Raw genomic sequence first — 24296 nt, forward strand, 5'->3', positions numbered from 1 at the left:
CTGGGCCGCCCTCGGTTGCGTGCGCCGCCGATCCGCCCTATGTCTCAATCGGTTCTGTGACGGAGACGGAAAAGACATGTCAGATATCGGCGGACTAGACCTGCTGGACAGCCTGATCGCCAAAGCCCGAAAGGCCGGTGCCGAAACGGTGGACGCCATTTATCTTACCGGGCGCTCGCTTTCCGTCTCCCAGCGCCTGGGCAAGCCGGAAGCGGTCGAACGCGCCGAAGGCAACGATATTGGTCTGCGCGTTCTGATCGGAAAACAGCAAGCTTCGGTCTCCGGCTCCGATACAAGGCCCGACGCTCTCGACGAACTTGTCGAACGGGCGGTCGCCATGGCGAAGGTTGCACCGGAAGACCCCTTTGCCGGGATCGCCGATCCGTCCCAGATCGCGGGTGCCAGCCCAGAGATCGAGATGTTCGATCCCTATGAGCCCACCGCCGAAGCCCTGACAGATCTCGCCGCTTCCGCGGAAGAAGCCGGCCTCGCGGTAAAGGGCATCACCAATTCGGAAGGCGGCGATGCCGGCTGGAGCACGACCGAGGTCGCGTTCGCCGCGAGCAACGGGTTTTCCGGCCAGTATCAGCGCTCCAGCTTCTCCGTCTCCGCCGTGATGCTTGCCGGCGAAGGCCAGGGCATGGAGCGGGATTACGATTATACCGCCAAGGTCTTCTTCGCCGATCTCGAGGATGCCGCTGAAATCGGCCGCCGGGCGGGCGAGCGGACGATCCGCCGCCTGAACCCGAAGCGCCCCGCCTCCCAGCGCGTTCCGGTGATCTTCGATCCACGGGTCAGCCGCTCGCTTCTGGGCCATCTTTCCTCCGCTATCAACGGTGTTTCCATCGCGCGGGGCACGAGCTTTCTGAAAGACAAGATGGGCGAGCAGGTCTTCGCCGATAGTATCCGCATCGTCGACGACCCGCTGCGCGACAGGGGCTTCCGCTCCCGACCGTTCGATGCCGAGGGCCTGCCGACCGAAAAGCAGATGATCGTCGAGGATGGCCGTCTCGCCTCCTGGATTCTCGATCTGTCGACGGCCCGGCAGCTTGGCCTTGAGAGCAACGGGCACGCCTCACGCGGCGTCGGCGGACCGCCGAGCCCGTCAGTCACGAACCTTTATCTGGAGCCGGGCGATACAAGCCCCGAGGACCTGATCAAATCGGTTGGCACCGGTCTCTACATCACCGACATGATGGGCTCCAGCGTCAGCACCGTGACCGGCGACTACAGCCGGGGCGCGGGCGGATACTGGATCGAGAACGGCGAGCTGGCATATCCGGTCTCCGAAATCACCGTGGCCGGACACCTCACGGAGATCTTCAAGAATCTGACGCCGGCGAACGATCTGACATTCAAGTACGGCACCGACGCACCGACCCTTCGCGTCGACGGCCTTACCCTTGCCGGATCGAAAGCATAGGCCTTTCGAAATCTTTCACTAATTCGTGACTCGAAAACTCTGGCAATCCTGATTGCGCCTCCCCAGATGAGGCGCAATCGAGAAATTTCCTATGGAGTCCGAAGATGAGCTGCAAACGTGGCTTGTCGCGCCTGTTCCTTGTGCTTGTCGCGGTTGGACTGGCTGCCGCCGTGTCCCGCGACCCAACAGACGCGACCGAAATGAAAATGGTCGATCCGACAATCAGCGCACACCAGGGCCTTGCCATTGGCGGGTATGATCCTGTTGCCTATTTTACCGACTATGCCGCGGTCCATGGAGACAAAGCGCATGCCGTGGATTACGACGGTGTGCGGTTCCTCTTCGCGAACGCCGACAATCGCGCCCAGTTCCTGCAGGATCCGAAGCGCTATCTGCCGCAGTTCGGCGGCTACAGCACGTTCGCCCTCTCCAAGGGCAAGCTGTATGGCGCGGACCCGACGGTCTTCGACATCATCGACGGCCGCCTCTATCTCAGCCGCAACGAGCGGGTGCAGGAACTCTGGCACCGGAACCCTGACGGCTATATACGCCAGGCGGAAGAGAACTGGTCGGAGCTTAGCGACCGCTAAGCACCGGCTCGTCTAAGCACCGGCTCGTCTAAACACCGGCTCTGGGCACCACCAGCTTGAGCGGTTGCGACGGCAGGGAAATACTGGCGGGGAGATTGGTCACGATGTCCCCGTCCGCCTGCACAGGGTCGCCGCTATAGGCTCCCTCCTCGGCCCAGATCGACACCGACCGGGTCTGGACGATCCGGTAGCCGGCCGTCGATGGAAGCCGGCCCATCATCATGTTCGCCGCATAGCGCACCGCGTTCCAGCGCCCGGCCCGTTCGAACAGGCAGACATGCAGGATGTCCGCATCCAGCCTGGCGTCGGGCGCGCAGATGAATGTTCCGCCATAATAATGGGCTTTCGCGACCACGACCGAGGCCGCCTTGTAGGTGTGGCCGTTGATCGCCACCCGGTAATAATGCGGCTTGTAGGATGCCAACTCCGACAGAGTGGTCAGCACATAGGCGCCCTTGCCGAGCCGGGCTTTCACCCGTGTGTTCACATTGGCCACCACATCCGCATCGAGACCGGCCCCGGCCATCAAGGTAAATCGGTGGCCGTTCACATCGCCTGTATGAGCATCGATGACCGGACCGCGCCAGATCGTATCGGCGATCGCCTCGGCCTTCACTTTCAGGCCAATCTCGGCGGCCAGCACGTTCGCCGTGCCGAGCGGCAGGATGGCCAGCGGCAAATCCCCGCCGCTCATCCCGTTCACCACCTCGTTGATGGTTCCGTCCCCGCCAGCGGCAACCACCGCGTCCGGTGCGTTTTCCGCTTTCATCAAACTGTGCTGCCGGGCGTGGCGGGCAAAGGCTTCGGCATCGCCCCGCGCTCCGGTCTCCAGAATCGTGACATCGACGCCATGCGCCTTCAGCCGCTCGATGACGGATGAGAAAAGCGGATAGCGCCGTTGTCCCGCCTTTGGATTGTAGATCACAACCACATGGTTCCGGTCATCTCCGGCATCGGACACCAGCGGATCGCTTGCCTTCACCCGGACCGAATCGCCGGTGATTTGATCCAAGTGAAACTCCCGCTCGCGGATTTTTCGCAGCAAAAAAAGATGACAGTTTTATTAAGCGGCCGCTGCTCTCGATAAATATAAATCGTTTTTTTGTTACGAATTCATGAAGTCATACAAAGTTCATTTTACAAAATATGGGGTGATTCATAATAGAGCGCACAACACACATTGGCCAAAAGCGGTTTTCATTCAAGATCCGGTAAGTTTTCAGAGACGGGATGACGGTAAATGAACAGCCAGAAGGGTATTGACCGTTACCGGGCAATCTGGATTTCCGACATTCATCTTGGGACCAAGGGGTGCCAGGCCGAATACCTTCTCGATTTTCTGAAGCATACGGAATCCGATTATCTCTATCTGGTCGGCGATATCATCGATATCTGGCGCATGAAGCGCTCCTGGTCCTGGAAGCAGAGCCATAACGACGTGCTGCAGAAGCTGCTGCGCAAGGCGCGCAAAGGCACCAAGGTTATGTTCCTTCCGGGCAACCACGACGAAATGTTCCGCGGATTCCTCGGCGAGAACTTCGGGCAGATCGAGGTCCGGGACGAGCATATCCATGTCACCCGGGACGGCCGCCGCTTCCTGATCCTGCACGGCGACCAGTACGACGTGGTGGTGAAGTACAACAAGTGGCTCGCGCTGGTCGGCGACGGTGCCTACAACCTCGCCCTCACGCTCAATACCCATTTCAACCAGATCCGCCGCTTCCTCGGCTATCCCTACTGGTCGCTCTCCGCCTACCTGAAGAACAAGGCGAAGCGCGCGGTCGAGTTCATCGGCAATTTCGAGCATGCACTGGCCGACGAGGCTTCGAAACGGGGCGTCGACGGCATTATCTGCGGCCACATCCACAAGGCCGAGATGAAGCAGATCGGTGACGTCACCTACTGCAACGACGGTGACTGGGTGGAAAGCTGCACGGCGCTTGTCGAGCATGCGGACGGCCGTATGGAAATCCTCAACTGGGCCGAAGTGAGACAACTCACCTTCGCCTGAGGCGGTAAGCCCCATGAAAATCCTTCTCGTTTCCGACGCCTGGTTCCCTCAGGTAAATGGCGTTGTCCGAACCCTGAACACGGTGATCGGCGAGCTTAAGGCAATGGGCCACGAGGTCGACACCATCACGCCGGACCAGTTCACGACGATCCCGTGTCCGACCTACCCTGAAATCCGGCTTGCCTGCTGGCCCTTCTTCCGGGTCCCGGCAATGATCGAGGCGGCCCGCCCGGATGCCATCCATATCGCTACCGAGGGGCCGCTGGGCATGACGGCGCGGCGCTATTGCGTCCGCAACAAGCTGCCGTTCACCACCGCCTACCACACGAGGTTCCCGGAATATGTCGAGCCACGCCTCGGCGTGCCCGTGTCCTGGACTTACAAGGTCATGCGCCATTTTCATGGCAAATCCGCCGGCGTGATGGTCGCCACCAAATCCATCCGCGCCGATCTTGAGGCACGCGGCTTTGACAACATCAAGGACTGGAGCCGGGGCGTCGACACGGAGTTGTTCCGTCCCCAGGCCAAGGACGCCATCGACGCGCCGAGGCCGGTTTTCATGTTCGTCGGCCGGGTGGCAGTGGAAAAGAATCTTCCGGCCTTCCTTGAGCTGGACCTGCCAGGCAGCAAGGTGGTCGTCGGCGACGGCCCTGACATGAACATGCTGAAAAAGCGCTTTCCGGACACCATCTTCGTTGGTGCCAAGAAGGGTGAGGAGCTGGCCCGGCATTACGCGGCGGCCGATGTCTTCGTCTTCCCGAGCCGGACCGATACATTCGGCCTCGTGATGCTGGAAGCCCTCGCGTCGGGTGTGCCGGTCGCAGCTTTCCCGGTTCCCGGCCCGCTGGATGTCATTGCGTCAGAGAAGGTTGGCGTGCTGTCGGAGGACCTTGGCGCGGCGGCCAAGGCGGCACTTGCACTGTCTCCGGAAGACTGCCGGAATTATGCGCTCGGCTACAGCTGGCAGGCCTGCGCGGAGCAGTTCTTCAGCAATCTGGCTCCCTTCGATTCCGACGCCGCTTTCGGCCGTTTCGGAGCACGGTCCGTCAAAGTCGCCTGACGCTTTACGCTAATAAGAACTTGGCCCGGCAACGGTGCCCTAGTATGCATTCCCGTTATCGTGAAAAGCGGCCGATTCGGCCCCAAAGCTCGAACGGAAAGCATGCTGAAACGTCTGTTGCGCACGGATACCGGCCGCGAGGTCGCAAGCCGCCTGTTGGCCACCTTCATCCGGGGCCTCGCGCGCACCATCCGTTGGCAGATCATTAACCCCGAAATCGCGGACACGATCTTCCGGAGCGAAAAGCCGATGATCGGCGCCTTCTGGCATAATCGCATCATGCTGATGACGGAGATCTGGAACAGCGACCGGCCGTTCGCCATGCTGCAATCAAAGCACCCGGACGGTCGCCTGATCGCACGCACCATCGAGCATCTCGGCATCCAGGATATTGTCGGCTCGGCCGGCAAGGGCAAGGGCGGTGCGCAGGCTTTGCGCGGCATGCTGCGGGCATTGCAAAGCGGCACCAGCGTCGGCGTCACGCCCGATGGGCCGCGCGGGCCGCGCATGCGGGCCTCCGGCGGCGTCATCGCACTCGCCCGGATGAGTGGCGCCCCGATCTATCCCGTGACCTGGAACGTCTCCCGCCGCAAGGTATTGCGGAGTTGGGACCGATTCATTCTCGCACTGCCCTTCGCCCGCGGCGTTTATATCTGGGGTGACCCTATCCATGTGCCCCGGGATGCGGACGAAGCCCAGATGGAAGCCCTGCGCCTCGAACTTGAAAAGCGTCTGAACCAGCTTTGCGCCGAAGCAGACGCCGCTCTCGGAACGGACCCGATCGCGCCCGCCGATCCAGCGCCGGAAGCCTCATGATCTTCCGCCTCTATAACGTCGCCATGCGTCTCGCCAGCCCACTACTCGACCGGCTGCTGGAAAAACGCCTCGCGCGCGGCAAGGAAGACCCCGAGCGTATCGGCGAGCGCCGGGGCGAGACCACGCGCCCGCGCCCGGCTGGCCGGGTCTTCTGGGTACACGGTGCCAGTGTTGGCGAATGTCAGACGGCACTGGCACTGATAGACTGCTTGCTGACCCGCGACCCGGAGCTGCAGGTGCTGCTGACCAGCGGAACACGGACCTCCGCCGACCTGATGGCCGGGCGCCTGCCGGAACGGGCAATTCACCAGTTCGTACCGGTCGATCAGCCGCGCTGGATTGCGCGCTTTCTCGATCACTGGGCCCCATCCACCGCCATATTCGTTGAGTCCGATCTCTGGCCGAATCTTGTCCTTGAGACCCGGGCGCGCGATATCCCCCTGATCCTCGCCAACGCCCGCATGTCGGAGAGCTCCTTCGCGCGTTGGCGGCGTCTGGGTTTTCTGACCGGGCGCCTGTTTGAGGATTTCGCCCTGATCCTGGCCAGCAACGAAGCCCAGAAGAGGGGATTCGAAAGCCTGACCCACGCTCCGGTCGCCTGTATCGGGAACCTGAAGCGTGCGGCCGGCCCGCTTGCGGTCGATGAGGTAAAACTGGTGGAACTGAAACACGCCACCGGGACCCGGCCGGTCTTCCTTGCCGCCAGCACCCATGATGGCGAGGAGGCTGCAATACTGACAGCTCACCGCCATGCCGCGGACAGGATTCCCGGCCTGCTGACAGTGATCGCACCGCGCCACCCGAACCGGGGCCCCGCAATCAAGCGTATGGCGGCGGATACAGGCCTCACGGCGGCCCGGCGGTCGACGGGTGCTCTGCCGGATGCGGCAACCGAGATTTATGTCGCGGACACGATGGGCGAGATGGGCACCCTGTTCTCGCTCGCCGATACGGTCTTCGTTGCCGGATCATTCGTGCCCGTGGGCGGACATAACCCGTTGGAACCCGCCCATTTCGGGAAACCGGTCCTGTTCGGCCCGCTGATGGCAAAGAATGCCGATATTGCCGCCGACATGATCGCGGCGGGGGTTGCGGAAGAGGTTGCGGACGGCATTGTACTCGGCGACCGGATTGTCGCGCTGACGAACGACAGCAAGGAGCGCAGCGCCATGACCGGCGCGGCACTGGCCTTTGCCCGCGGCCAGTCAAGAATCGCGGAAGACATGGCCGAACGCGTCTTGGACATTGTCAACCGGCATGGTGTCCCCGGTGCAGGCCGAGGCGGGCCGTCATCGTGAAAGCGCCAGCATTCTGGCAGCGCGCGGGCCTGCTTCCGGCGCTTCTGACACCTGCCTCCTGGCTCTACTGGGCCGGAGCATGTCTTCGCGCCGCGACGACAAGCCCATACCATGCCTCCGTTCCCGTGCTCTGCGTGGGCAACCTCATTGCAGGCGGAGCAGGGAAAACGCCTGTTGCGCTGGCGCTCGGTCGGGCCTTGGTCCGGCGTGGCCTGAAAGTCGCCTTTCTCAGCCGGGGCTATGGCGGGAAAGAGACCGGGCCGCTACAGGTTCTACCGGACAGGCACAGTGCCAGCGATGTCGGCGACGAACCGTTACTGCTGGCCGAAGCGGCGCCGACCTGGATCGCCCGCGACCGGGCGGCAGGCGCCCGGGTGGCAGCGGATGCCGGCGCCGACATCATCCTGCTCGATGACGGCTTCCAGAACCCGGCCCTCGCCAAGACCATGTCCGTGCTGGTGGTGGATGGCGGCTACGGCTTTGGAAACGGTCATGTCATTCCGTCCGGGCCGTTGCGTGAACCGGTATCGCATGGGCTGGCCCGGGCCGATGCCGTCATGCTGCTGGGAGACGACCCCGGCGGTCTGGAAGACGTGCTCAGTGAAACGCTCCCGGTTTTTCGCGGTCATCTGACCCCAACCCGCGCGAGCGCGGGCTTGCGGGGCGAAAAGGCCATCGCTATTGCCGGGATCGGACGTCCAGAGAAGTTTTTCGACACGTTGCGGACGCTCGGTGTCGAGCTGATCGAAACCCGGTCCTTCGGCGATCACGAACCCTATCGAGGGGAAGATCTGATCGACCTGATCGCCAGAGCCGAGCAGGAAGACGCCCTGCTGCTAACCACATCCAAGGATCATGTCCGGTTGCCGGAAGAGCTGCGGCTTTTGATCCGTCGGGTCGATGTGGAACTTGTCTGGGAAGACCCGGCCGGTATCGAGACCTTGCTGGACAGGATCGCCGCACCCGGCGGCTAGTTCTTCGGCGCCTAGTTTTTCGGGGGTAGTGGCGGCACCAGGACGGCCGCATCGACCCGGACATCGAACCAGTTGATCCGCCAATCCAGATGCGGCCCTGTGGCCCGGCCGGTCGCCCCGATAGTGCCGATTTTCGCGCCGCGCTTCACTTCCTCGCCGACTTTCGCTGTCACCGTCTGCATATGCAGGAAGGCCGAGCTGAGCCCGTGCCCGTGATCGATGATCACCGTGCCGCCGGTATAATAGAGATCCTTCTCCGCCAACCGGACGATCCCTCCCGCAGGCGCGACCACAGGCGAGCCCACCGGCCCGGCGACATCGACGCCGAAATGCGGTCGCTTCGGAACACCGTTCAAGACCCGCTGGCTGCCATAGACTCCGGAAATTCTGCCTTTCGCCGGCCAGATAAAGCCTTCGGCGAAGTAGGGACGGTCCGTGTCGATCTCCCGCACCTTCTTGATCCCTGCATTCTCGCGGCGGATGCGGGCCAGGACTTCGGGCTTTGGCTCGACATATTTCTGCGGCAGACCGTCAATCCGCTGGATATTGTAGCTCCGCTTGGCAACCTTCAGGGCCTTGCGCTCTTCCGATCCGTCCGGTGCCGTGGCGACCAGCATTGCATCCGGCTCCGCATCGCGCCCGAAACCGAGCACGAACACCCCCTCGGCACTGACCCGCACGGGGCGGCCGTCGAGGGCCAGTTTAACGCCTGGATCGGTACGCCCCATGATGATCCCGCCCTGGGTGAAGGCGCCATTCATCTCCAGCGTCACGGCATCTGCCGGGCGTGCCAGCAAAGCCAACATGGCAACAAGCAGAAGGCGGATCACAGCAGACTCCCCTGAGCCGGGTCGGGTTTCTTCGGTTTCGGCTTAGGCGCGGGTTTCGGCTCGACCGGACTTTCCGCCACCTTATTCCCACTGCCGGCAACCGAAGCAGATACTCCCCCGATCACCGCATCGCGCGCGCCGTCGCCAAAATGGATGGAAACCCCATCACCTTCCGATAGCGCCTCGGCGCGCGTGACCGGCGCGCCATCCGCATCCCGGACCAGCGCGAAACCGCGCTTCAGGGTCTGCTCGTAGGAATTGCTTTCCAGCAGGCGGCCCGCCGCATCCAGCCGTTTTCCCTGCAGGTCAACAACCCGCGCAAAGGCCTGTTCAAACTGGCTTCCGAGCCGGCCAAGATCACGATCAGCACGCGCCGTCCGCTCGGCGATGGGCTCAAGCCGCAAGCGTCCGGCGACCGCACCGAGCTTGCTGACCGCGACCTCTCCAACCCTGCGAATCGAGGATGCCCAGCGCTGTTCCGCTACCTTGAAGCGGCTTTCCATACGGTTGAGTTCGGCCTGCGGGTCCGGAATCTTCGAGGCGAGATCGCGCATCCGGTCATTCGCCCGGGAAAGCCTGCGTTCCGCCGCCGCACCCGCGGCCTGCCAGCGATAATCGACGGTCTGCGCCTTCGTCTCGATGATCGAGCGTGGATCGCCGAGCCCGCGCGCAAGGCCGGTAAGTCGGGTTTCCGATTCGGCGAATTTACGGCGCAGCCCGTTGAACAGCCGCGCCTCGTCCTGCATCAGCGTCGCCAGCAAATCGGCCCGTACCGGTACTGCCATCTCGGCAGCTGCCGTCGGGGTTGGCGCCCGGCGGTCGGAGGCGAAATCGATCAGAGTGGTGTCTGTCTCATGCCCGACGGCGGAGATCAGCGGGATCTCGCTCGCAGCGGCGGCGCGGACCACAATTTCCTCGTTGAAGGCCCAGAGATCCTCGAGGCTGCCGCCGCCACGAGCGACGATCAGCAAGTCCGGGCGCGGCACGGCACCGTCCGGCGCCATCCGGTTGAAGCCCTCGATCGCGGCCGCGACCTGATCCTTTGCCGTCTCACCCTGCACCAGCACCGGCCAGACCAGCACATGGCTCGGGAACCGGTCGGACAGCCTGTGCAGGATATCCCGGATTACCGCGCCGGTCGGCGAGGTAACCACACCGATAACCTTCGGCAGAAACGGCAGCGGGCGCTTGCGGGCGGCATCGAACAGGCCTTCGGCAGCCAGTTTCTTGCGCCGGTCTTCCAGCAGCTTGAGCAGCGCGCCTTCGCCCGCCAGTTCCATCTGCTCGATCACCATCTGGTACTTGGAGCGGCCGGGGAAGGTGGTGAGCTTGCCGGTGCAAATCACCTCCATGCCTTCTTCCGGCTGGATCGAGAGCCGCTGCGCCGCGCCGCGCCAGCAGATCGCGTCGAGCACCGACTTCTCGTCCTTCAGGGTCAGGTAAAGGTGGCCTGAACCGGCGCGTGTCGGGCGGGAGATCTCACCCCGGACGCGGACATGTTCGAATGCCCCTTCGACGGTCCGTTTGACCTGCTGGGATATCTCGCTGACGGAGAATTCGGGAATATTGCCGAGCGGCGGCGCGCTGTCGTCTTGCATGTGGGGAATTTATGCTACAAGGCCGCCGAGTGAAAGCATGGGAACAGGAAAATGAAGATATTGGTCGTCGGATCGGGTGCGCGGGAACATGCCTTGTGCTGGGCCATTTCGGCCTCTCCCCTCTGCGATCAGCTTTATTGCGCGCCGGGTAATGCCGGGATCGCCACTGTTGCCGAATGCGTCGAGGTGAAAGCCGAGGATGTCGACGGTGTGGTCGCTTTCGCTAAAGAGAACGCCGTCGACTTCGTTGTCGTCGGCCCGGAAGCGCCGCTGGTCGCCGGTCTGGTCGACAAGCTGGACGAGGCCGGCATCAAGGCCTTCGGCCCGAGCGCGGCCGCGGCCCAACTCGAAGGCTCTAAGGCCTTCACCAAGGGGATCTGCGACCGGCACAACATCCCGACCGCCGCCTACGCCCGCTTCACCGATCTGGAAGCCGCGAAGGACTACGTCACGAAAATGGGCGCCCCCATCGTTGTGAAAGCGGACGGGCTTGCCGCCGGCAAGGGCGTGACCGTCGCCCAGACTGTCAATGAAGCGATCTCCGCACTTGAAGACGCCATGTCCGACAAGGCCTTCGGTGCGGCAGGTGAAGAGGTGGTGATCGAGGAATGCCTGATCGGCGAGGAAGCCAGCTTCTTCGCCCTCTGCGATGGCAAGACCGCGTTGCCGCTGGCCACTGCCCAGGACCACAAGGCGGTCGGCGATGGCGATACAGGGCCTAACACGGGCGGTATGGGTGCCTATTCGCCAGCCCCGGTGATGGATGACGCCATGGTCCAGCGGGTGATGGACGAAATCGTCCAGCCGACGGTGGACGGCATGGCGGCCGAGGGCATGCCCTTCAAGGGCGTGCTGTTCGCCGGTTTGATGATCACACAGGACGGCCCCAAGCTTATCGAACACAATGTCCGCTTCGGCGATCCCGAATGCGAAGCGCTGATGATGCGCCTGATGAGCGACATCCTGCCTGCGCTGATCGCCTCTGCGGACGGTCAGCTCGACCAGATCACCCTGCGCTGGCGCCCGGAAAGCGCGCTTTGCGTCGTGCTCGCCTCGAAGGGTTATCCCAATTCCTACGAGAAAGGCACGCTGATTGCCGAACTCGCACCGGACAGCGACACCGTAGCCACCTTCCATGCAGGCACGGCCCGCACGGAAAAGGGCGTGCTGCTTGCCACCGGCGGGCGGGTGCTTGTGGTGACTGCGCTGGGGGAAAGCGTCACCGCCGCCCAGAGCCGCGCTTACGAGACGGTCAAAGCCATCAAATGGTCGAATGGTTTTTACCGGAACGACATCGGCTGGCGTGCCGTTGCCCGGGAATCAAGCAGTCAGAATAAGTAAAATTTTCTAAAAAACAGAATGAATTCTTAAATTTCATTCATTTAACTTTCACACACAAAAGGATTTAAAAACTCTCGGAATGAAATAGAAAGCGCAGTAACATCCGCTTCTTAGGTTCTTAGGGCGAATTTTAGTGCTTGATATGAACTCAGCAGTTGCCGCGCCTGCAACCGACGTGGAGACTTTTGAAACCTTCCCGCCAGTAGAAGACATCATTCGCGGGGTCGGACATGCGTTTCAGCCAATCGTACATCTCGACACCGGCCTGACCCATGGCTTCGAAGCCCTGCTGCGCGGCACGGACACGCTTGGATTCAAAAGCATCGCCCAGCTATTCGACCTGGCAGCCGAAAACGGGGTCGTGGAAGAGCTTGAATCACAATTACTGACCAAAGCTCTCACGGATTTCACAAATCTTTCCTGCGCCGAAGGGCTGCATCTTTTCTTCAATATCGATGCCCGCAGTCTGCCGGAGCTTGGCCGTAACATTCCAAAGACGCTGAATGCCATGGCCGATCTCGGCCTCTCCAGCACGCAGCTTTGCCTGGAAGTCTCCGAGAAATCGGACATCTCGCAGGACAGCGCGGCCACCAAGGCCCTGCGCAGTGCCCGGGACAGGGGTATCCAGATTGCGCTGGACGATTTCGGCGAAGGCTATGCCCGGCTCCGTCTGCTGCATGAAGAACATGCCGAATATGTGAAGTTCGACCGTTACTTCATCAACAATGTCGCCCGAGATCCGAAGAAGAAGCTGTTCGTTTCCAGCCTGATCGACATGTTCGAGGTGCTCGGCATCCAGACCATCGCCGAGGGGGTAGAAACGGACGAGGATCTCTCCAGTTGCCGTGAACTCGGTTTCGACATGGTGCAGGGCTATCTCGTTGCCCGCCCGACGCTGGACCATGAAAGCCTCAGCCGAAGCTACGAAAGCCTGATATCGGCCCGGCGGCGCGACCGGCGCTCCAGGACATCGGACCAGCATCTTCTACGCGAACAGATCGTCGATGTGCCGACCCTCAATATCGAAACACCGATGCAGGACGTTTTCGACGCTTTCCGCACAAATGAAAGCGCCCGCCTGTTTCCGATCCTCGATGCCAATCAGCGACCGCTCGGCATCGTCCGAGACGCCGATCTCAAGGCCTATGCCTTCTCGCCCTATGGCAAGGATCTGATCGTGAACCGCAGCTTCGGCAAGCGCCTCGGCGATTTCGTCCGTCCCTGCCCCGTCGCGGATATTCATACCCAGGCAGAGCGCATTCTGCAGATCTACAGCCACAATGACACGCTGAACGGGGTGATCATCGTCGAGAATGCGCGCTATGCCGGCTTCCTGGACAATTCATCCCTCCTGCGGGTGCTGAACGAGAAGAACCTGATCACCGCGCGTGAGATGAATCCGCTGACAAAGCTGCCCGGCAACACCGCCATCTCGGACTTCATCGCCGATGCGCTGGCAGAGGACGATGAAACCCGGGCGCTGATACATTTCGATTTCGATAATTTCAAGCCGTTCAACGACACCTATGGCTTCCGTCAGGGCGACCGCGCACTGCTGCTCTTCGCGGAAAACATGCGACAGGTCTTCACCGGCCAGGAATTCTTCCTCGGGCATATCGGTGGCGACGATTTCTTCGTCGGCGCCCGCGGCCTGCCGGCGTCCGAGGTCAGTCGCCTGGCCTACGAGGCCCGCAGGCAATTCGCCATGGATGTGGAAAGTTTCTACGACAAGGAAGCCCGCGAGCGCGGCTCTATCGAAGCGCGCGGCCGGGATGGCAATCTGCGATCCTATCCGCTGCTGACCTGCAGCGCCGCCATGCTGGCGATCGATCCCGGCGAACATCAGTCGGATCTGGAAACCGTTCTGACGACATTCGCGGATCTGAAGAAACGGGCAAAGGAGGAAGGCGGCTTCGCCTTCCACCATATTCAGTAGACCGGCTCTATCGAGCGAGCCCCGTGGCCTTTGACGTCAAAGGCTGCTCGGCGGCTTTCCGTAGACTTTCTCGAATGCGACTTTGAGCTCCTCGGTCTCCTCTTCGGTGAGCTCGACCATCTCGTCGACGAAGTCTTTCTGCTCCTTGAGGGAGCGCTCGCACATTGAATGGAAGATATCCATCAGGACGCGAAAAGCGCTGAAGCGCGGATTTCCAACCGGGTCGGAACGGATTTCAAACACCGAGATAATACCGCCCATCTTGCGGACCATATGGTCCAGTTCAGCGGCTCTGCCCTTGTCAATTGCCACGGTGGTTTCCCCTTAAAGCCGTTCAAACATTTTATTAAAGATACAAGCGCGCCATCATACCCTGCACGCATGATGCGGCAATCTCATTCCCCTTTTGCCCGGGAATACACTGCGCCGCAGTCAGACGAGCTCGGCGGTCCAGACCACCACCTGGTTTCGCCCCCCGTTCTTGGCCTCATACAGCGCCCGGTCGGCGCGCTCCATGATGTCCTTCAGACTGCGCCGGGGCACGAGTTGCGCCACGCCGAACGACACGGTGATGGAAAGCGGGTCACCGGTATCGATCGAGATCGGTGTTTCGGAGATCGTATTGCGAACCCGGTCGAGGACCCGGCGCGCATCTTCCGGTCCCGAATCCGGCAGGCAGATCAGGAATTCCTCACCGCCGAACCGATAAATCGAATCGTACGGCCTGAGCGTGTCCTCAATGATCCGTGTCACGCGGGCAAGGACCCGGTCGCCAGCCTGATGCCCATAGGTATCGTTGACCGACTTGAACTTGTCGATATCGGCAATGGCAATGGAACAGGGACGCCCGCTACGGCGCATCCGCTGCTGCTCGCGCATCAGCTCCCGCTCCATTGTGCTGCGGGTATTGGTGCCGGTCAGCGGATCGAGATCGGAAAGCGCCGCCCGGAATGCCCGGGCCATGCGTCCTGCCTGTTCGTTGAAACTGTCGATCTTGTGCAGCAGCGCGTCATATTCCTCGGCCGGGATCTTGTCTTCTTTCCATCCCCGCACCGCGAGGATCGCGGCATGTGCGTAAAGCCCCTGATGCATGTCAACGAGCATGGCAAAAGCGGGCTGAGAGAAGATGTCGTCGTCCCGGTTTGTGGAGTACCAGCGGCCGAAGCGGCTCATCCGGTGCGCATCCTCCGTCACCACTTCCGGATCGGGTCTCAACCGGCAGACCAAAGCCCGGTGAAAGAGCGCGAGCCATTGCCGCGTCTCCTCGACGGCGGCCTCAAGCTCACGCACGATCTCCTCAAGCTGTCGCCGGGACAGTGCGGAGTCCGGCGCCTGCTGTTGCGCGGAATTATCCTGAGCCGAGATCGTCCTGTTCCCTTGTTATGGTCTGCCGACCCCATGCCCCGGTCAGAGCCTATCGGCTCTGCCGCGCGCAACCAAGCTCAATGAGCGATTTCACTGGCCGAACTGACGCTCAGTCAACCAGCTCCGGGCGATTTTCGAACAGGCTCAGCGCTTCCGGGTTGGCCAGCGCCTCGACATTCTTCACCGGACGGCCATGCACCACGTTACGCACGGCCAGCTCGACGATTTTGCCGCTCTTGGTGCGCGGGATATCGGCGACGGCGATGATCTTGGCCGGCACGTGGCGCGGGGACGCGCCCTTGCGCACCGTGTCCTTGATCTTCTTGGTCAGCGCATCATCCAGCGTGACTCCCTCGGCCATACGGATGAACAACACAACGCGGACATCGTCGTCCCAGTCCTGCCCGATAACGAGCCCTTCCAGGACTTCCGGCAGCTTCTCGACCTGACGGTAGATCTCCGCCGTGCCGATGCGCACACCGCCCGGATTGAGCACCGCATCGGAGCGGCCATAGATCACCATGCCGCCGCGCGTTGTCAGTTCCACATAATCGCCGTGGCACCAGATATTGTCGTAGCTCTCGAAATAGGCGCCCCGGTACTTGGAGCCGTCCTCATCGTTCCAGAACATGATCGGCATGCAGGGGAACGGACGGGTGCAGACCAGCTCGCCCTTCTCTCCGACCACCGGCTTGCCGTCATCGTCGAACACATTGACTGCGAGGCCGAGACCGCGCGTCTGGATCTCGCCGCGCCAGACCGGGCCGACCGGATTGCCGAGCACGAAGCAGGAAACAATATCCGTGCCGCCCGAAATCGAGGAGAGCTGGATATCGGACTTGATCGACCGGTAGACATAATCGAAGCCTTCCGGCACCAGCGGCGAGCCGGTCGAGGTCATCGCCCGGACGGTCGAGAGATCGTGCGTGTCCTTCGGCTGCAACCCGCCCTTGTTCAAGGCATCGATATATTTCGCCGAGGTGCCGAACAGGGTCATCTTCTCCGCATCGGCATAGTCGAACAGGATATTGCCGTCCGGATGGAACGGATTGCCGTCATAGAGCAGCAGCGTCGCCTCCGACGCGAGGCCGCTGATCAGCCAGTTCCACATCATCCAGCCGCAAGTGGTGAAATAGAAGACCCGGTCATCCTTCTTCACGTCGCTATGAAGCTGATGCTCCTTCAGGTGCTGGATCAGCGTGCCGCCGATACCATGCACGATACATTTCGGCACGCCCGTGGTGCCGGAGGAAAACATGATATAGAGCGGCTCGTTGAAGCCCATACGGGTGAAAGCAATGTCGCCCGCCTGATAGACGCCGGTGAAATCCCCATAGCTGACCGCGCCCTTGACCTCGCCTATTGGCGGCTCGTCGCGGGTGTAAGGCACGATGACCGTCTTCTTCACCGTCGGCAGCTCGGCCAGAATGCCTGTTACCTTATCCAGCGTGTCGAAGCTCTTGCCGCCGTAATAGTAGCCCTCAACGGCAACGAAGACCGTCGGCTCGATCTGGCCGAACCGGTCCAGTACCCCGCGAATGCCAAAATCGGGAGAGCAGGAGGACCAGACAGCACCGAGGCTGGCCGTCGCCAGCGTGGCGATGATGGTCTCCGGCATGTTCGGCATGAAAGCCGCGACCCGGTCGCCCGGGCCGACACCCTCGGCTTTCAGGGCCTGGGCGAACTTGGAGACCTCGTCATAAAGCTGGGAGAAGCTCATCCGGCGCTTCACCTTGTCCTCGCCCCAGAACACGATGGCGTCGGCATTGTCGCGCCGGCGCAGCAGGTTTTCCGCGAAGTTTACCTTCGCATCGGGGAAGAAAGCGGCGCCCGGCATCTTGTCGCCATCCTTCAGGATGGTGCCGCCTTTCTCGCCGATGATGCCGGTGAAATCCCAGACAGCGTCCCAGAAGCTTTCCAGCTCCGTCACCGACCAGTCGTAGAGACTGTCGTAATCCGTCAGACCGGCACTGCGCTCGCGATTCACGAAATCAATAAAACGGGTGATGTTCGCATCTGCGATCCGCTCGGCACTCGGTTTCCAGAGCGGTGTGATTTCTGTCGTCATGTCTCTCGGCGTCCCCTGCTTGCCAGCGTCCCTGTTCTTCGCGCCATTCCCCGGTTGGCGTCTTATCTGTTGCTTCATCCTATAACGGCGGCTCGTGCCAGCGGCAATGCTGCAATGCGCAATCGGCGCTGGTGATCCCCTCTCCGGGCCGGGCTAGCTTGGGCATCACACACTTTTCGTGGACCGACGCTATGCCAGCAACACAAATACCGGAGGACATCAAAATCAGGACGGCCACCGCAGAGGAGGCCGTTGAGATTGCCAATTTCCACGTGAAGATCTGGCGCGAAACCTACAAAGACATGGCGCCGGAAGAAGCGATACGCGTGCTGAATGAAGATCGCCGCCTGCCAGGCTGGATCGAAACCCTCACCTCGACCGATGTCCGGAAGAACACGCAGATTGCTCTCGCCGATGGAAAGATCGTCGGCCTGGTCAGCTACGGGCCGCCAACATCCAAAATTTTCGGCGACAGGGGGGAGATCAAGCATCTCTATGTCGACGGCAGCCAGCGCGGCCGGGGCCTCGGCGGGCATCTGCTCCGGCAGGCGTTTCAACAGATGGGAGAGCTCGACTTCGAAGGAGTTGGTCTGTCCGTCGTGCGCGATAACATGGCGGCACGCCATTTTTACAAATCCCTCGGAGGCACGGAGCATGCCGAGTTCCGGGATCCCGGGCCGATCTGGAAATCCAGCAATATCCTTATGATATGGCCGGCCGGAGCTGAGACACGCTGACGGAAAATGCGCGACCGGGCATGAACATCCGGAAGCCCCCACACCACCCCGCGTCCATGACCGACAAGGCTGCAATGCGCAATCAGCGCTGGTAGAGAACGCGGCGTGGCGTATCCTGACGCTCTTACGCTGATTATGGACATGGCGCTATCGAGCGCCTGCAGAGTCTCAATGGCATTCGCCGAAACATCGCTGTCTTCCCGCTGGGCCGCCCTGTCGCCCAATACTCAGGGTGCGCTCTGGATTGTCATCTCCTGCGTGCTTTTTTCCATCATGCAGGCGGCAGTGAAGCTGCTCGGCGCTCGGCTCGACACCTTCCAGATCGCCTTTTTCCGCTGCGCCTTCGGGCTCGCCGTGATCCTGCCCTTCATGGTCAAGGCCGGGCCTGCCGTGTTCAGAACCAAACGCCCGCTCGCTCATTTTCTGCGTGGCTGCCTCGGCGCCGGCGCGATGGCCTGCGGCTTCTATTCCGTGACCCACATGCCACTGGCCGACGCGACGGCAATCAGCTTCGCCAAACCGCTTTTCATGATCGTGCTCGCCGTGCTGTTCCTGAACGAACAGGTCCGCTGGCGGCGCTGGTCAGCCACCGCAGTCGGTTTCGTCGGCGTGCTGATCATGGTTCGGCCCGGCTCGTCCGAGATCGGCTTTGCCGCCGGTGTCGCCCTGCTCGGCACGTTCTTCGTCGCTCTGGTCGTGGTCGTCGTGAAGAAACTGGCCGAAACGGAGTCCCCACTCACCATCCTGTTCAGCTTCGGCATCATCTCGACCTCGATCATGACCATCCCGGCCATTCTGGTCTGGCAACAGCCAACCTGGACGGAAATGGCCATGCTGCTCGCAGTCGGCACCCTCGGCTCCGCCGGTCAGGCCTGCGCTGTACGCGGCTTCAAGGTAGGAGAAGCGACGGCGGTCGTACCCTTCGACTATTCCCGGCTGATCTTCGCCGGCTTCATCGGCTACTGGCTGTTCGCCGACGTGCCCGGTATTCACACCCTTGCCGGCGCCGCCCTGATCGTCACCTCGACGCTCTATATCGCCCGCCGCGAGGCGCAACTCGGCAAGACGCCGATGCGCAACAAGACCGATCACCATCCGGTGGTGCTGGTAGAGGAACAGCCCGCAACGGAAAAAAGTACCTAATAGGGTACGACCGCTCCGCCGATCCCGGCGTTGGCAAGCGCGATCAGCGTGAAAATCGTCAGCCATTTCCGCAGTTTCGCGTACCATTCCGGCAAAAAACCGGCGTTACAGGCACGGACGTCGATGAAATAGGCGAACGCAATGCCGAGTGTGATCAGCACCAGACCAAAGAACGGCCCCAGCAGGGTCCCGATCCAGGCGATCAGGGCCGGTACCACGCTCCAGCCGTAGCGAGCCCAGGCCGCCCGGTCCATCTCCTCATCGTCCTCTTCCCGTGCTTCTTCCAGCTCGCCCTGCCACATGGCAGCGCCCCAGTGCACAGCACCGAGGAAGGACAGGATCGCCGCACCGTAAGTGATCAGGCTGTCGATCAGCACATAGCCGTAAAGCGGGTCCGTCAGCCAGATCGGCAGGGAAATCGCGTAGAACGGGACAAGGCCGCCAAGGCCGAGGATCAGGGCGGGACGGGGTACGTCCTGGAATGAAGGCAGCATCGCGGTTGATCCCTTTGTCGCACTGGCCTTTGCCGCGCTGGACGCGCGGGCGGCTTTCGGTTTCACTGCGCCCCGTTATACCGTTCAAGCATCCGGCCGGCAAAGGCCGGACCCGAAAGCACCGGAGGAAACAGGAACATGCAGGTTCAGGGGCAAGCCGCGATCGTCACAGGCGGCGGCAGTGGATTGGGTGCAGGCACCGCGCGCGTACTGGCGGCAGCGGGCGCGAAGGTTGCACTGTTCGACGTCAATGAAGAGGGCGCCAGGAAAATCGCGGCCGAAATCGGCGGCATCGCCGTACCGTGCGACGTTTCCGATGCGGCTTCTGCCGAAGCCGCCATTGCCAAAGCCCGCGACGCCCACGGCCCGGCCCGCATCCTGGTGAATTGCGCTGGTATCGCACCGGCAGAGCGCATCGTCGGCCGCAACGGCCCGATGCCGCTCGAAAATTTCCGCAAGGTGATCGAGGTGAACCTGATCGGCACCTTCAACATGATGCGCCTCGCCGCCGCCGACATGCAGGGCACGGACCCGCTGGAGGACGGAGAGCGCGGCATCGTCATCTCCACCGCCTCCGTCGCCGCCTTCGAAGGCCAGATCGGCCAGAGCGCCTATGCCGCATCAAAGGGCGGCGTGCATGCGCTGACCATCGTCGGCGCCCGCGAATTCGCCAAGGCAGGCATCCGCTTCAACACCATCGCTCCGGGCCTTTTCGGCACTCCGATGCTGCTCGGCATGCCCGAAGACGTGCAGAACAGCCTCGCCGCCACCGTGCCCTACCCGTCCCGCTTCGGCACGCCGGCGGAATACGCCAAGCTGGCGATGGCGATGATCGACAATGTCATGCTGAACGGTGAGACCGTACGGCTGGACGGCGCTATTCGCATGCAGCCGCGGTAATCGCTGAATGGAACGGTCGACGTGGCCTGACCGACAGAAGAGTCGGGCCACTGATGATGGATAACTCCGTGAGTTTTTTTTCAGGCCGGATATCGCGTCACAAAGTCTTGAATTGATGCGATCATCAATCTTACCTGATCAGCACCATACGAAGAATATTCCCCATGCGCTGCTTCATTTCGCAACCCCAACCATGCAGTAACATTTTTCTGATCAAGCTTATTTATCACCCTATTTTTTACCAAATCAGCATTCAGAGCCTCTGCCTTCCGAAATTTACCGTCAACCTCTACTTCAATTGAGTTTTTCGCACTCAATGATCTGATATGCTGCTCTAACACGCTGCCAATTATAACAGCTGCAGCATCTTTGTATCCTTGAGACATTAAATTTTGCGCCATATCCATAAAACTTGCAGAAGTTTCTAAGTGAATACTTTCTTCTATAGAATCTAAATACCCACATTCTATTTCATTTTTTATCGCCAGCAAAATACCAGCAAGATCTGAAATTTTTGTCGACCAGTAATTATCATCTAGAATAATTTTATCCACTTTATCACGATATATAGTCCCGACAGGAGCAATCTTTCTTATTGCATTGGCCAATTCACTATGAATCATTACACCAATTTCAGTTGGAATGTCCCCATCACCCCTTTCAAATCTTGGCTTTATTTCGTTCCATTTTTCAAGAACCGCTAAAATTTGACCTATAACCTGCTCTTTTTCCATAACACCTCCATAGAACCTATGAAAAACACATCATTACTGTAAAATACGAAAATTTTCCCCTTGGTTTACTGGTTTTTTGATAGCAGCTCCTCCACATAGGCCGGGACGATCTCACTTGCCGGACCGTAGCGTTTCTCGGCGAACAACGTGGCGCCTTCTGACGGCTCGAGATTGAGCTCGATCGTGTGGGCGCCGTGCATGCGGGCTTCCTGGACGAAACCCGCTGCCGGATAAACGTTGCCGGAGGTGCCGATGGAGATGAAGAGATCGGCGTCGGAGAGCGCTTCGGTGATCTCTTCCATATAGAGCGGCATCTCGCCGAACCAGACGACATGTGGGCGCAGTGTTCCGGCCTCGTTCGTGGTCGGGTTCCGGCTTTCCAGCGTCAGGTCCTCACGCCAGTCGAAGATCTCGCCGGTGCGCTCACAGCGCGCTTTCAGCATCTCGCCATGCATGTGCAGCAGCTTCGAAGAGCCGGCCCGCTCATGCAGATCGTCGATATTCTGCGTCACCAGCAGCACGTCCCCCTGCCAGTCCCGCTCGAGCCGGGCGAGCGCCGCATGGGCCGCGTTCGGCACTACATCGCTGTCGGTCAGGGAACGGCGGCGGGCGTTGTAGAACTCATGCACCATCACCGGGTTTTTAAGGTAGCCCTCCGGCGTCGCCACATCCTCCAGATTGACCTTCGACCAGATACCGTCCGCGTCCCGGAACGTGTCGAGACCGGATTCCTTGGAGATACCGGCCCCGGTCAGGATGACGATGGAAGCATCGGGGGAAAGATTGAGCTGCATGGGTGGCTCCTAGCGGCGGTCCTGGAAAAATTTGCGAAGCAGATCACCGGCCCGGCTTTCCTCAACCCCGCCGATCACCTCCGGCATGTGATGGCAGGTTGGCTGGCCGTAAATCCGGGGACCATGCTCGACCCCGCCGCCTTTCGGATCGTAGGCGCCGAAGACCAGGCGGCGAATACGGGCGAAGCTGATGGCCGTTGCGCACATCGGGCAGGGCTCCAGCGTCACATGCAGATCGCAGTCGATCAGACGCGGCGCGCCGATTTTCGCTGCCGCTGCACGGATCGCCAGGATCTCTGCATGGGCGCTCGGATCGTTCAGCTCTTCCACCCGGTTACCTGCGGCAGACAGCACTGCGCCGTCCGGGCCGGTGACCACCGCACCCACCGGAACCTCGCCCCGCGCTGCGGCCGCTTCCGCTTCGGCCAGTGCCCGTGCCATAATTGTCTGATGTTCAGTACTCATAGCTCCATACCTAGCGGGAAGCGGTATTGCATCCAAGCCGTTTGCATCCGGACGCATCCGCGCGTAAGACCTGCTTCATGAGTGATTTCAGCGAAATTTTCACCGAAGACCGCGGCCCGGAACGGATCGCCAAGCGGCTTGCCCGCGCCGGGCTCTGCTCACGCCGCGAGGCGGAACAGTGGATTGCCGACGGCAGGGTCGAGCTGGACGGGGAAGTCCTGACAAGTCCCGCCATCACCGTCACCGCGGAGTCGCGGATACGGGTCGACGGCAAGCCTCTGCCGGTGATCGAACCCACCCGCCTCTGGCGCTTCAACAAGCCGCGCGGCGTGGTGACGACGAACAAGGATCCGGAAGGCCGGGAAACCGTGTTCGACCGGCTGCCCGCGGATCTGCCGCGCGTGGTCACGGTCGGCCGCCTCGATTTCGATACCGAGGGCCTGCTGCTGCTGACCAATGACGGCGCGCTGTCCCGGCTGCTGGAACTGCCCTCGACGGCATGGCTGCGGAAATACCGGGTCCGCGTCTATGGCTCCATTACCGAGAAATCGATTGCCCTGCTGAAGTCCGGCCCGACGGTCGACGGCATCAAATACGGAGCGGTCACGGTCGAGCGCGATATCGAGGGCAAGGCGAATACCTGGCTCACCCTCGGCATCCGCGAAGGCAAGAACCGTGAAATCCGCAAGCTGATGGAACATGTCGGCCTCAAGGTGAACCGGCTGATCCGGGTTTCCTACGGCCCGTTCCAGCTCGGCGAGCTGCCGGAGGGTGAGGTTCAGGAAGTCCGCCAAGCCACGCTGAAGGAACAGCTTGGCATCCAGGAAGAGAAGACCGGCACCGCGAAAGCAAAAGAAAAAGCGCCGTTCAAGGGCACGCGCCGCCCCACGCAGAAAGACGGTGCGGGGAAAGACGGAACGGCGAAGCCCTCGGGCGCCGGCAAGTCCAGAGGTGCTCCAAGGCCGGGCGGTGCCGTCAAGGTTAGCGGCGCCGGAAAGCCTGGAGCCTCTAGATCCGGCACCCCCGGGAAGACCGGCGACGACCGAAAGCCCTCGACGCGGGGCGCTGCCGGGAAGCAGAACATAAAACGGGACGCGTCCAAGGCAGGCCCGGCTCGAGGAGACAAAAATGCGGATCGTCGCGGGCAAAAATCGCGGAACCAAACTCGCCGCCCCTGAGAACTGGAATACACGTCCGACCGCCGACCGGACCCGGGAGTCGCTGTTTGGCGTTATTCAGGGCGGCAGGCTGGGTGACGTTCTGACGGACGCGCTTGTCGTGGATGTTTTCGCCGGTACTGGTGCGCTCGGCCTCGAAGCCTTGTCGCGCGGCGCGACGGAAGCGGTTTTCATCGAGAGTGACCGGGAGGCCGTCGCGGCGCTGCGCGAGAATATCGCCCGCCTGAAGGCCGGTGACGCAACCACTGTGATCGAAGGCGACGTTCTCTCCCTGCATCGCAAGGCGCCGCGCCCGGCGGGCCTGATCCTGATGGACCCGCCCTATAATAGCGGTCTTGCCGCCCCGGCCCTCGACCAGCTGCACAAATGCGGCTGGCTCGACGGCAAGACACTGATCGTTGTCGAATGCGAGAAATCGGAGGAACTGGAAGTTCCGGAATGGCTGGAAGTGCTGGATAACCGGCGCTACGGCAAGGCCCAGATCAGCTTCCTGCGCCCGAGCATGTCCGGCGTCGCTGACTGAGGAAACACCGCCAAGGGG

At 61.4% G+C, this 24296-nt stretch carries 24 protein-coding genes; 14 read left to right on the forward strand and 10 right to left on the reverse strand.

The window, feature by feature from the left end:
- The first annotated feature begins 76 nt into the window (after positions 1–76).
- Together IG629_RS11430 and IG629_RS11435 are read left to right on the forward strand one after the other, a co-directional pair.
- On the forward strand, positions 77–1423 hold the full coding sequence (locus IG629_RS11430; RefSeq protein WP_193172076.1) for a TldD/PmbA family protein: 1347 nt from the start codon (positions 77–79) through the stop codon (positions 1421–1423).
- A 104-nt stretch (positions 1424–1527) separates the two neighbouring features.
- Positions 1528–2013, forward strand: coding sequence for a YHS domain-containing (seleno)protein (locus tag IG629_RS11435; protein ID WP_193172077.1), 486 nt, complete (start codon positions 1528–1530; stop codon positions 2011–2013).
- A 28-nt stretch (positions 2014–2041) separates the two neighbouring features.
- On the opposite strand, the gene IG629_RS11440 is transcribed toward IG629_RS11435, so the two are convergent.
- Complete coding sequence (locus tag IG629_RS11440; protein ID WP_193172078.1) at positions 2042–3025, reverse strand: diacylglycerol/lipid kinase family protein; 984 nt, start codon at positions 3023–3025, stop codon at positions 2042–2044.
- Positions 3026–3253: 228 nt separating this feature from the next.
- On the opposite strand from IG629_RS11440, the gene IG629_RS11445 reads away from it, so the two are divergent.
- The 5 genes from IG629_RS11445 (at position 3254) to lpxK (ending at position 8172) form a co-directional block, all read left to right on the forward strand.
- Positions 3254–4024 (forward strand): UDP-2,3-diacylglucosamine diphosphatase, encoded by a 771-nt coding sequence (locus tag IG629_RS11445; RefSeq protein ID WP_028465975.1) that lies wholly within the window; start codon positions 3254–3256, stop codon positions 4022–4024.
- A 13-nt stretch (positions 4025–4037) separates the two neighbouring features.
- Positions 4038–5084: a glycosyltransferase family 4 protein gene (locus IG629_RS11450; RefSeq protein WP_193172079.1), complete on the forward strand. Its 1047-nt coding sequence runs from the start codon at positions 4038–4040 to the stop codon at positions 5082–5084.
- A gap of 102 nt (positions 5085–5186) precedes the next feature.
- Positions 5187–5900, forward strand: coding sequence for a lysophospholipid acyltransferase family protein (locus IG629_RS11455; protein WP_193172080.1), 714 nt, complete (start codon positions 5187–5189; stop codon positions 5898–5900).
- On the forward strand, positions 5897–7198 hold the full coding sequence (locus tag IG629_RS11460; protein ID WP_193172081.1) for a 3-deoxy-D-manno-octulosonic acid transferase: 1302 nt from the start codon (positions 5897–5899) through the stop codon (positions 7196–7198). Before IG629_RS11455 ends, IG629_RS11460 begins: the two co-directional genes overlap by 4 nt.
- Positions 7195–8172 carry a tetraacyldisaccharide 4'-kinase gene (gene lpxK, locus IG629_RS11465; protein WP_193172082.1) on the forward strand — a complete coding sequence of 326 codons (978 nt, stop codon included), beginning with the start codon at positions 7195–7197 and terminating at the stop codon, positions 8170–8172. Before IG629_RS11460 ends, lpxK begins: the two co-directional genes overlap by 4 nt.
- Positions 8173–8183: 11 nt before the next feature.
- On the opposite strand, the gene IG629_RS11470 is transcribed toward lpxK, so the two are convergent.
- Together IG629_RS11470 and xseA are read right to left on the reverse strand one after the other, a co-directional pair.
- Complete coding sequence (locus tag IG629_RS11470; protein ID WP_319025065.1) at positions 8184–9002, reverse strand: M23 family metallopeptidase; 819 nt, start codon at positions 9000–9002, stop codon at positions 8184–8186.
- Positions 8999–10600, reverse strand: a complete 1602-nt coding sequence (gene xseA, locus IG629_RS11475; RefSeq protein WP_193172083.1) for an exodeoxyribonuclease VII large subunit — start codon at positions 10598–10600, stop codon at positions 8999–9001. Before xseA ends, IG629_RS11470 begins: the two co-directional genes overlap by 4 nt.
- A gap of 51 nt (positions 10601–10651) precedes the next feature.
- Between xseA and purD the strand changes: the two genes are divergently transcribed.
- On the forward strand, positions 10652–11941 hold the full coding sequence (gene purD, locus IG629_RS11480; protein ID WP_193172084.1) for a phosphoribosylamine--glycine ligase: 1290 nt from the start codon (positions 10652–10654) through the stop codon (positions 11939–11941).
- Between the two features lie 142 nt (positions 11942–12083).
- Complete coding sequence (locus IG629_RS11485; protein ID WP_193172085.1) at positions 12084–13877, forward strand: GGDEF domain-containing protein; 1794 nt, start codon at positions 12084–12086, stop codon at positions 13875–13877.
- A gap of 36 nt (positions 13878–13913) precedes the next feature.
- Here the strand turns inward: IG629_RS11485 and IG629_RS11490 are convergent, their stop codons facing one another.
- The 3 genes from IG629_RS11490 to IG629_RS11500 form a co-directional block, all read right to left on the reverse strand.
- The gene (locus tag IG629_RS11490; protein ID WP_193172086.1) at positions 13914–14189 is read right to left on the reverse strand and encodes a hypothetical protein; all 276 of its coding nucleotides are present in this window, start codon (positions 14187–14189) and stop codon (positions 13914–13916) included.
- Positions 14190–14309: 120 nt separating this feature from the next.
- Positions 14310–15242 (reverse strand): diguanylate cyclase, encoded by a 933-nt coding sequence (locus IG629_RS11495; protein ID WP_319025067.1) that lies wholly within the window; start codon positions 15240–15242, stop codon positions 14310–14312.
- 109 nt (positions 15243–15351) lie between these two features.
- On the reverse strand, positions 15352–17310 hold the full coding sequence (locus IG629_RS11500; protein ID WP_193172088.1) for an acetoacetate--CoA ligase: 1959 nt from the start codon (positions 17308–17310) through the stop codon (positions 15352–15354).
- A gap of 191 nt (positions 17311–17501) precedes the next feature.
- Here IG629_RS11500 and IG629_RS11505 point away from each other — a divergent pair, with 191 nt between their 5' ends.
- A complete protein-coding gene (locus IG629_RS11505) occupies positions 17502–18047 on the forward strand; it encodes a GNAT family N-acetyltransferase (protein WP_193172089.1) in 546 nt (181 codons plus the stop codon).
- Positions 18048–18218: 171 nt separating this feature from the next.
- On the forward strand, positions 18219–19190 hold the full coding sequence (locus IG629_RS11510) for a DMT family transporter (protein WP_193172090.1): 972 nt from the start codon (positions 18219–18221) through the stop codon (positions 19188–19190).
- Here IG629_RS11510 and IG629_RS11515 read toward each other — a convergent pair.
- The gene (locus tag IG629_RS11515; RefSeq protein WP_193172091.1) at positions 19187–19684 is read right to left on the reverse strand and encodes a DUF3429 domain-containing protein; all 498 of its coding nucleotides are present in this window, start codon (positions 19682–19684) and stop codon (positions 19187–19189) included. The two genes, IG629_RS11510 and IG629_RS11515, sit on opposite strands and share 4 nt — an antisense overlap.
- 138 nt (positions 19685–19822) lie before the next feature.
- Between IG629_RS11515 and IG629_RS11520 the strand changes: the two genes are divergently transcribed.
- On the forward strand, positions 19823–20584 hold the full coding sequence (locus IG629_RS11520; protein ID WP_193172092.1) for an SDR family NAD(P)-dependent oxidoreductase: 762 nt from the start codon (positions 19823–19825) through the stop codon (positions 20582–20584).
- Between the two features lie 80 nt (positions 20585–20664).
- Here the strand turns inward: IG629_RS11520 and IG629_RS11525 are convergent, their stop codons facing one another.
- The 3 genes from IG629_RS11525 to IG629_RS11535 form a co-directional block, all read right to left on the reverse strand.
- Positions 20665–21318 carry a hypothetical protein gene (locus tag IG629_RS11525; RefSeq protein ID WP_193172093.1) on the reverse strand — a complete coding sequence of 218 codons (654 nt, stop codon included), beginning with the start codon at positions 21316–21318 and terminating at the stop codon, positions 20665–20667.
- Between the two features lie 65 nt (positions 21319–21383).
- Positions 21384–22112, reverse strand: coding sequence for a Sir2 family NAD+-dependent deacetylase (gene cobB, locus IG629_RS11530; RefSeq protein WP_193172094.1), 729 nt, complete (start codon positions 22110–22112; stop codon positions 21384–21386).
- Between the two features lie 9 nt (positions 22113–22121).
- On the reverse strand, positions 22122–22577 hold the full coding sequence (locus IG629_RS11535) for a nucleoside deaminase (protein ID WP_226886623.1): 456 nt from the start codon (positions 22575–22577) through the stop codon (positions 22122–22124).
- A gap of 77 nt (positions 22578–22654) precedes the next feature.
- On the opposite strand from IG629_RS11535, the gene IG629_RS11540 reads away from it, so the two are divergent.
- Together IG629_RS11540 and rsmD are read left to right on the forward strand one after the other, a co-directional pair.
- Entirely contained in the window at positions 22655–23755 is a 1101-nt protein-coding gene (locus tag IG629_RS11540; RefSeq protein ID WP_193172095.1) for a pseudouridine synthase, read from the forward strand.
- On the forward strand, positions 23706–24278 hold the full coding sequence (gene rsmD, locus IG629_RS11545; protein WP_193172096.1) for a 16S rRNA (guanine(966)-N(2))-methyltransferase RsmD: 573 nt from the start codon (positions 23706–23708) through the stop codon (positions 24276–24278). Before IG629_RS11540 ends, rsmD begins: the two co-directional genes overlap by 50 nt.
- Positions 24279–24296 lie beyond the last annotated feature (18 nt).

It is taken from the genome of Nisaea nitritireducens (genome assembly GCF_014904795.1).
Taxonomy (GTDB): Bacteria; Pseudomonadota; Alphaproteobacteria; order Thalassobaculales; family Thalassobaculaceae; genus Nisaea; species Nisaea nitritireducens.

What these genes read in the sequence shown, in the direction of transcription:
- IG629_RS11430 (WP_193172076.1), top strand. Translation starts at nt 77, where the DNA reads ATGTCAGATATCGGCGGACTAGACCTGCTGGACAGCCTGATCGCCAAA.
- IG629_RS11435 (WP_193172077.1), top strand. Translation starts at nt 1,528, where the DNA reads ATGAGCTGCAAACGTGGCTTGTCGCGCCTGTTCCTTGTGCTTGTCGCG.
- IG629_RS11445 (WP_028465975.1), top strand. Translation starts at nt 3,254, where the DNA reads ATGAACAGCCAGAAGGGTATTGACCGTTACCGGGCAATCTGGATTTCC.
- IG629_RS11450 (WP_193172079.1), top strand. Translation starts at nt 4,038, where the DNA reads ATGAAAATCCTTCTCGTTTCCGACGCCTGGTTCCCTCAGGTAAATGGC.
- IG629_RS11455 (WP_193172080.1), top strand. Translation starts at nt 5,187, where the DNA reads ATGCTGAAACGTCTGTTGCGCACGGATACCGGCCGCGAGGTCGCAAGC.
- IG629_RS11460 (WP_193172081.1), top strand. Translation starts at nt 5,897, where the DNA reads ATGATCTTCCGCCTCTATAACGTCGCCATGCGTCTCGCCAGCCCACTA.
- xseA (WP_193172083.1), bottom strand. Translation starts at nt 10,600, where the DNA reads ATGCAAGACGACAGCGCGCCGCCGCTCGGCAATATTCCCGAATTCTCC.
- purD (WP_193172084.1), top strand. Translation starts at nt 10,652, where the DNA reads ATGAAGATATTGGTCGTCGGATCGGGTGCGCGGGAACATGCCTTGTGC.
- IG629_RS11485 (WP_193172085.1), top strand. Translation starts at nt 12,084, where the DNA reads ATGAACTCAGCAGTTGCCGCGCCTGCAACCGACGTGGAGACTTTTGAA.
- IG629_RS11500 (WP_193172088.1), bottom strand. Translation starts at nt 17,310, where the DNA reads ATGACGACAGAAATCACACCGCTCTGGAAACCGAGTGCCGAGCGGATC.
- IG629_RS11505 (WP_193172089.1), top strand. Translation starts at nt 17,502, where the DNA reads ATGCCAGCAACACAAATACCGGAGGACATCAAAATCAGGACGGCCACC.
- IG629_RS11510 (WP_193172090.1), top strand. Translation starts at nt 18,219, where the DNA reads ATGGCATTCGCCGAAACATCGCTGTCTTCCCGCTGGGCCGCCCTGTCG.
- IG629_RS11515 (WP_193172091.1), bottom strand. Translation starts at nt 19,684, where the DNA reads ATGCTGCCTTCATTCCAGGACGTACCCCGTCCCGCCCTGATCCTCGGC.
- IG629_RS11520 (WP_193172092.1), top strand. Translation starts at nt 19,823, where the DNA reads ATGCAGGTTCAGGGGCAAGCCGCGATCGTCACAGGCGGCGGCAGTGGA.
- IG629_RS11525 (WP_193172093.1), bottom strand. Translation starts at nt 21,318, where the DNA reads ATGGAAAAAGAGCAGGTTATAGGTCAAATTTTAGCGGTTCTTGAAAAA.
- cobB (WP_193172094.1), bottom strand. Translation starts at nt 22,112, where the DNA reads ATGCAGCTCAATCTTTCCCCCGATGCTTCCATCGTCATCCTGACCGGG.
- IG629_RS11535 (WP_226886623.1), bottom strand. Translation starts at nt 22,577, where the DNA reads ATGAGTACTGAACATCAGACAATTATGGCACGGGCACTGGCCGAAGCG.
- IG629_RS11540 (WP_193172095.1), top strand. Translation starts at nt 22,655, where the DNA reads ATGAGTGATTTCAGCGAAATTTTCACCGAAGACCGCGGCCCGGAACGG.
- rsmD (WP_193172096.1), top strand. Translation starts at nt 23,706, where the DNA reads ATGCGGATCGTCGCGGGCAAAAATCGCGGAACCAAACTCGCCGCCCCT.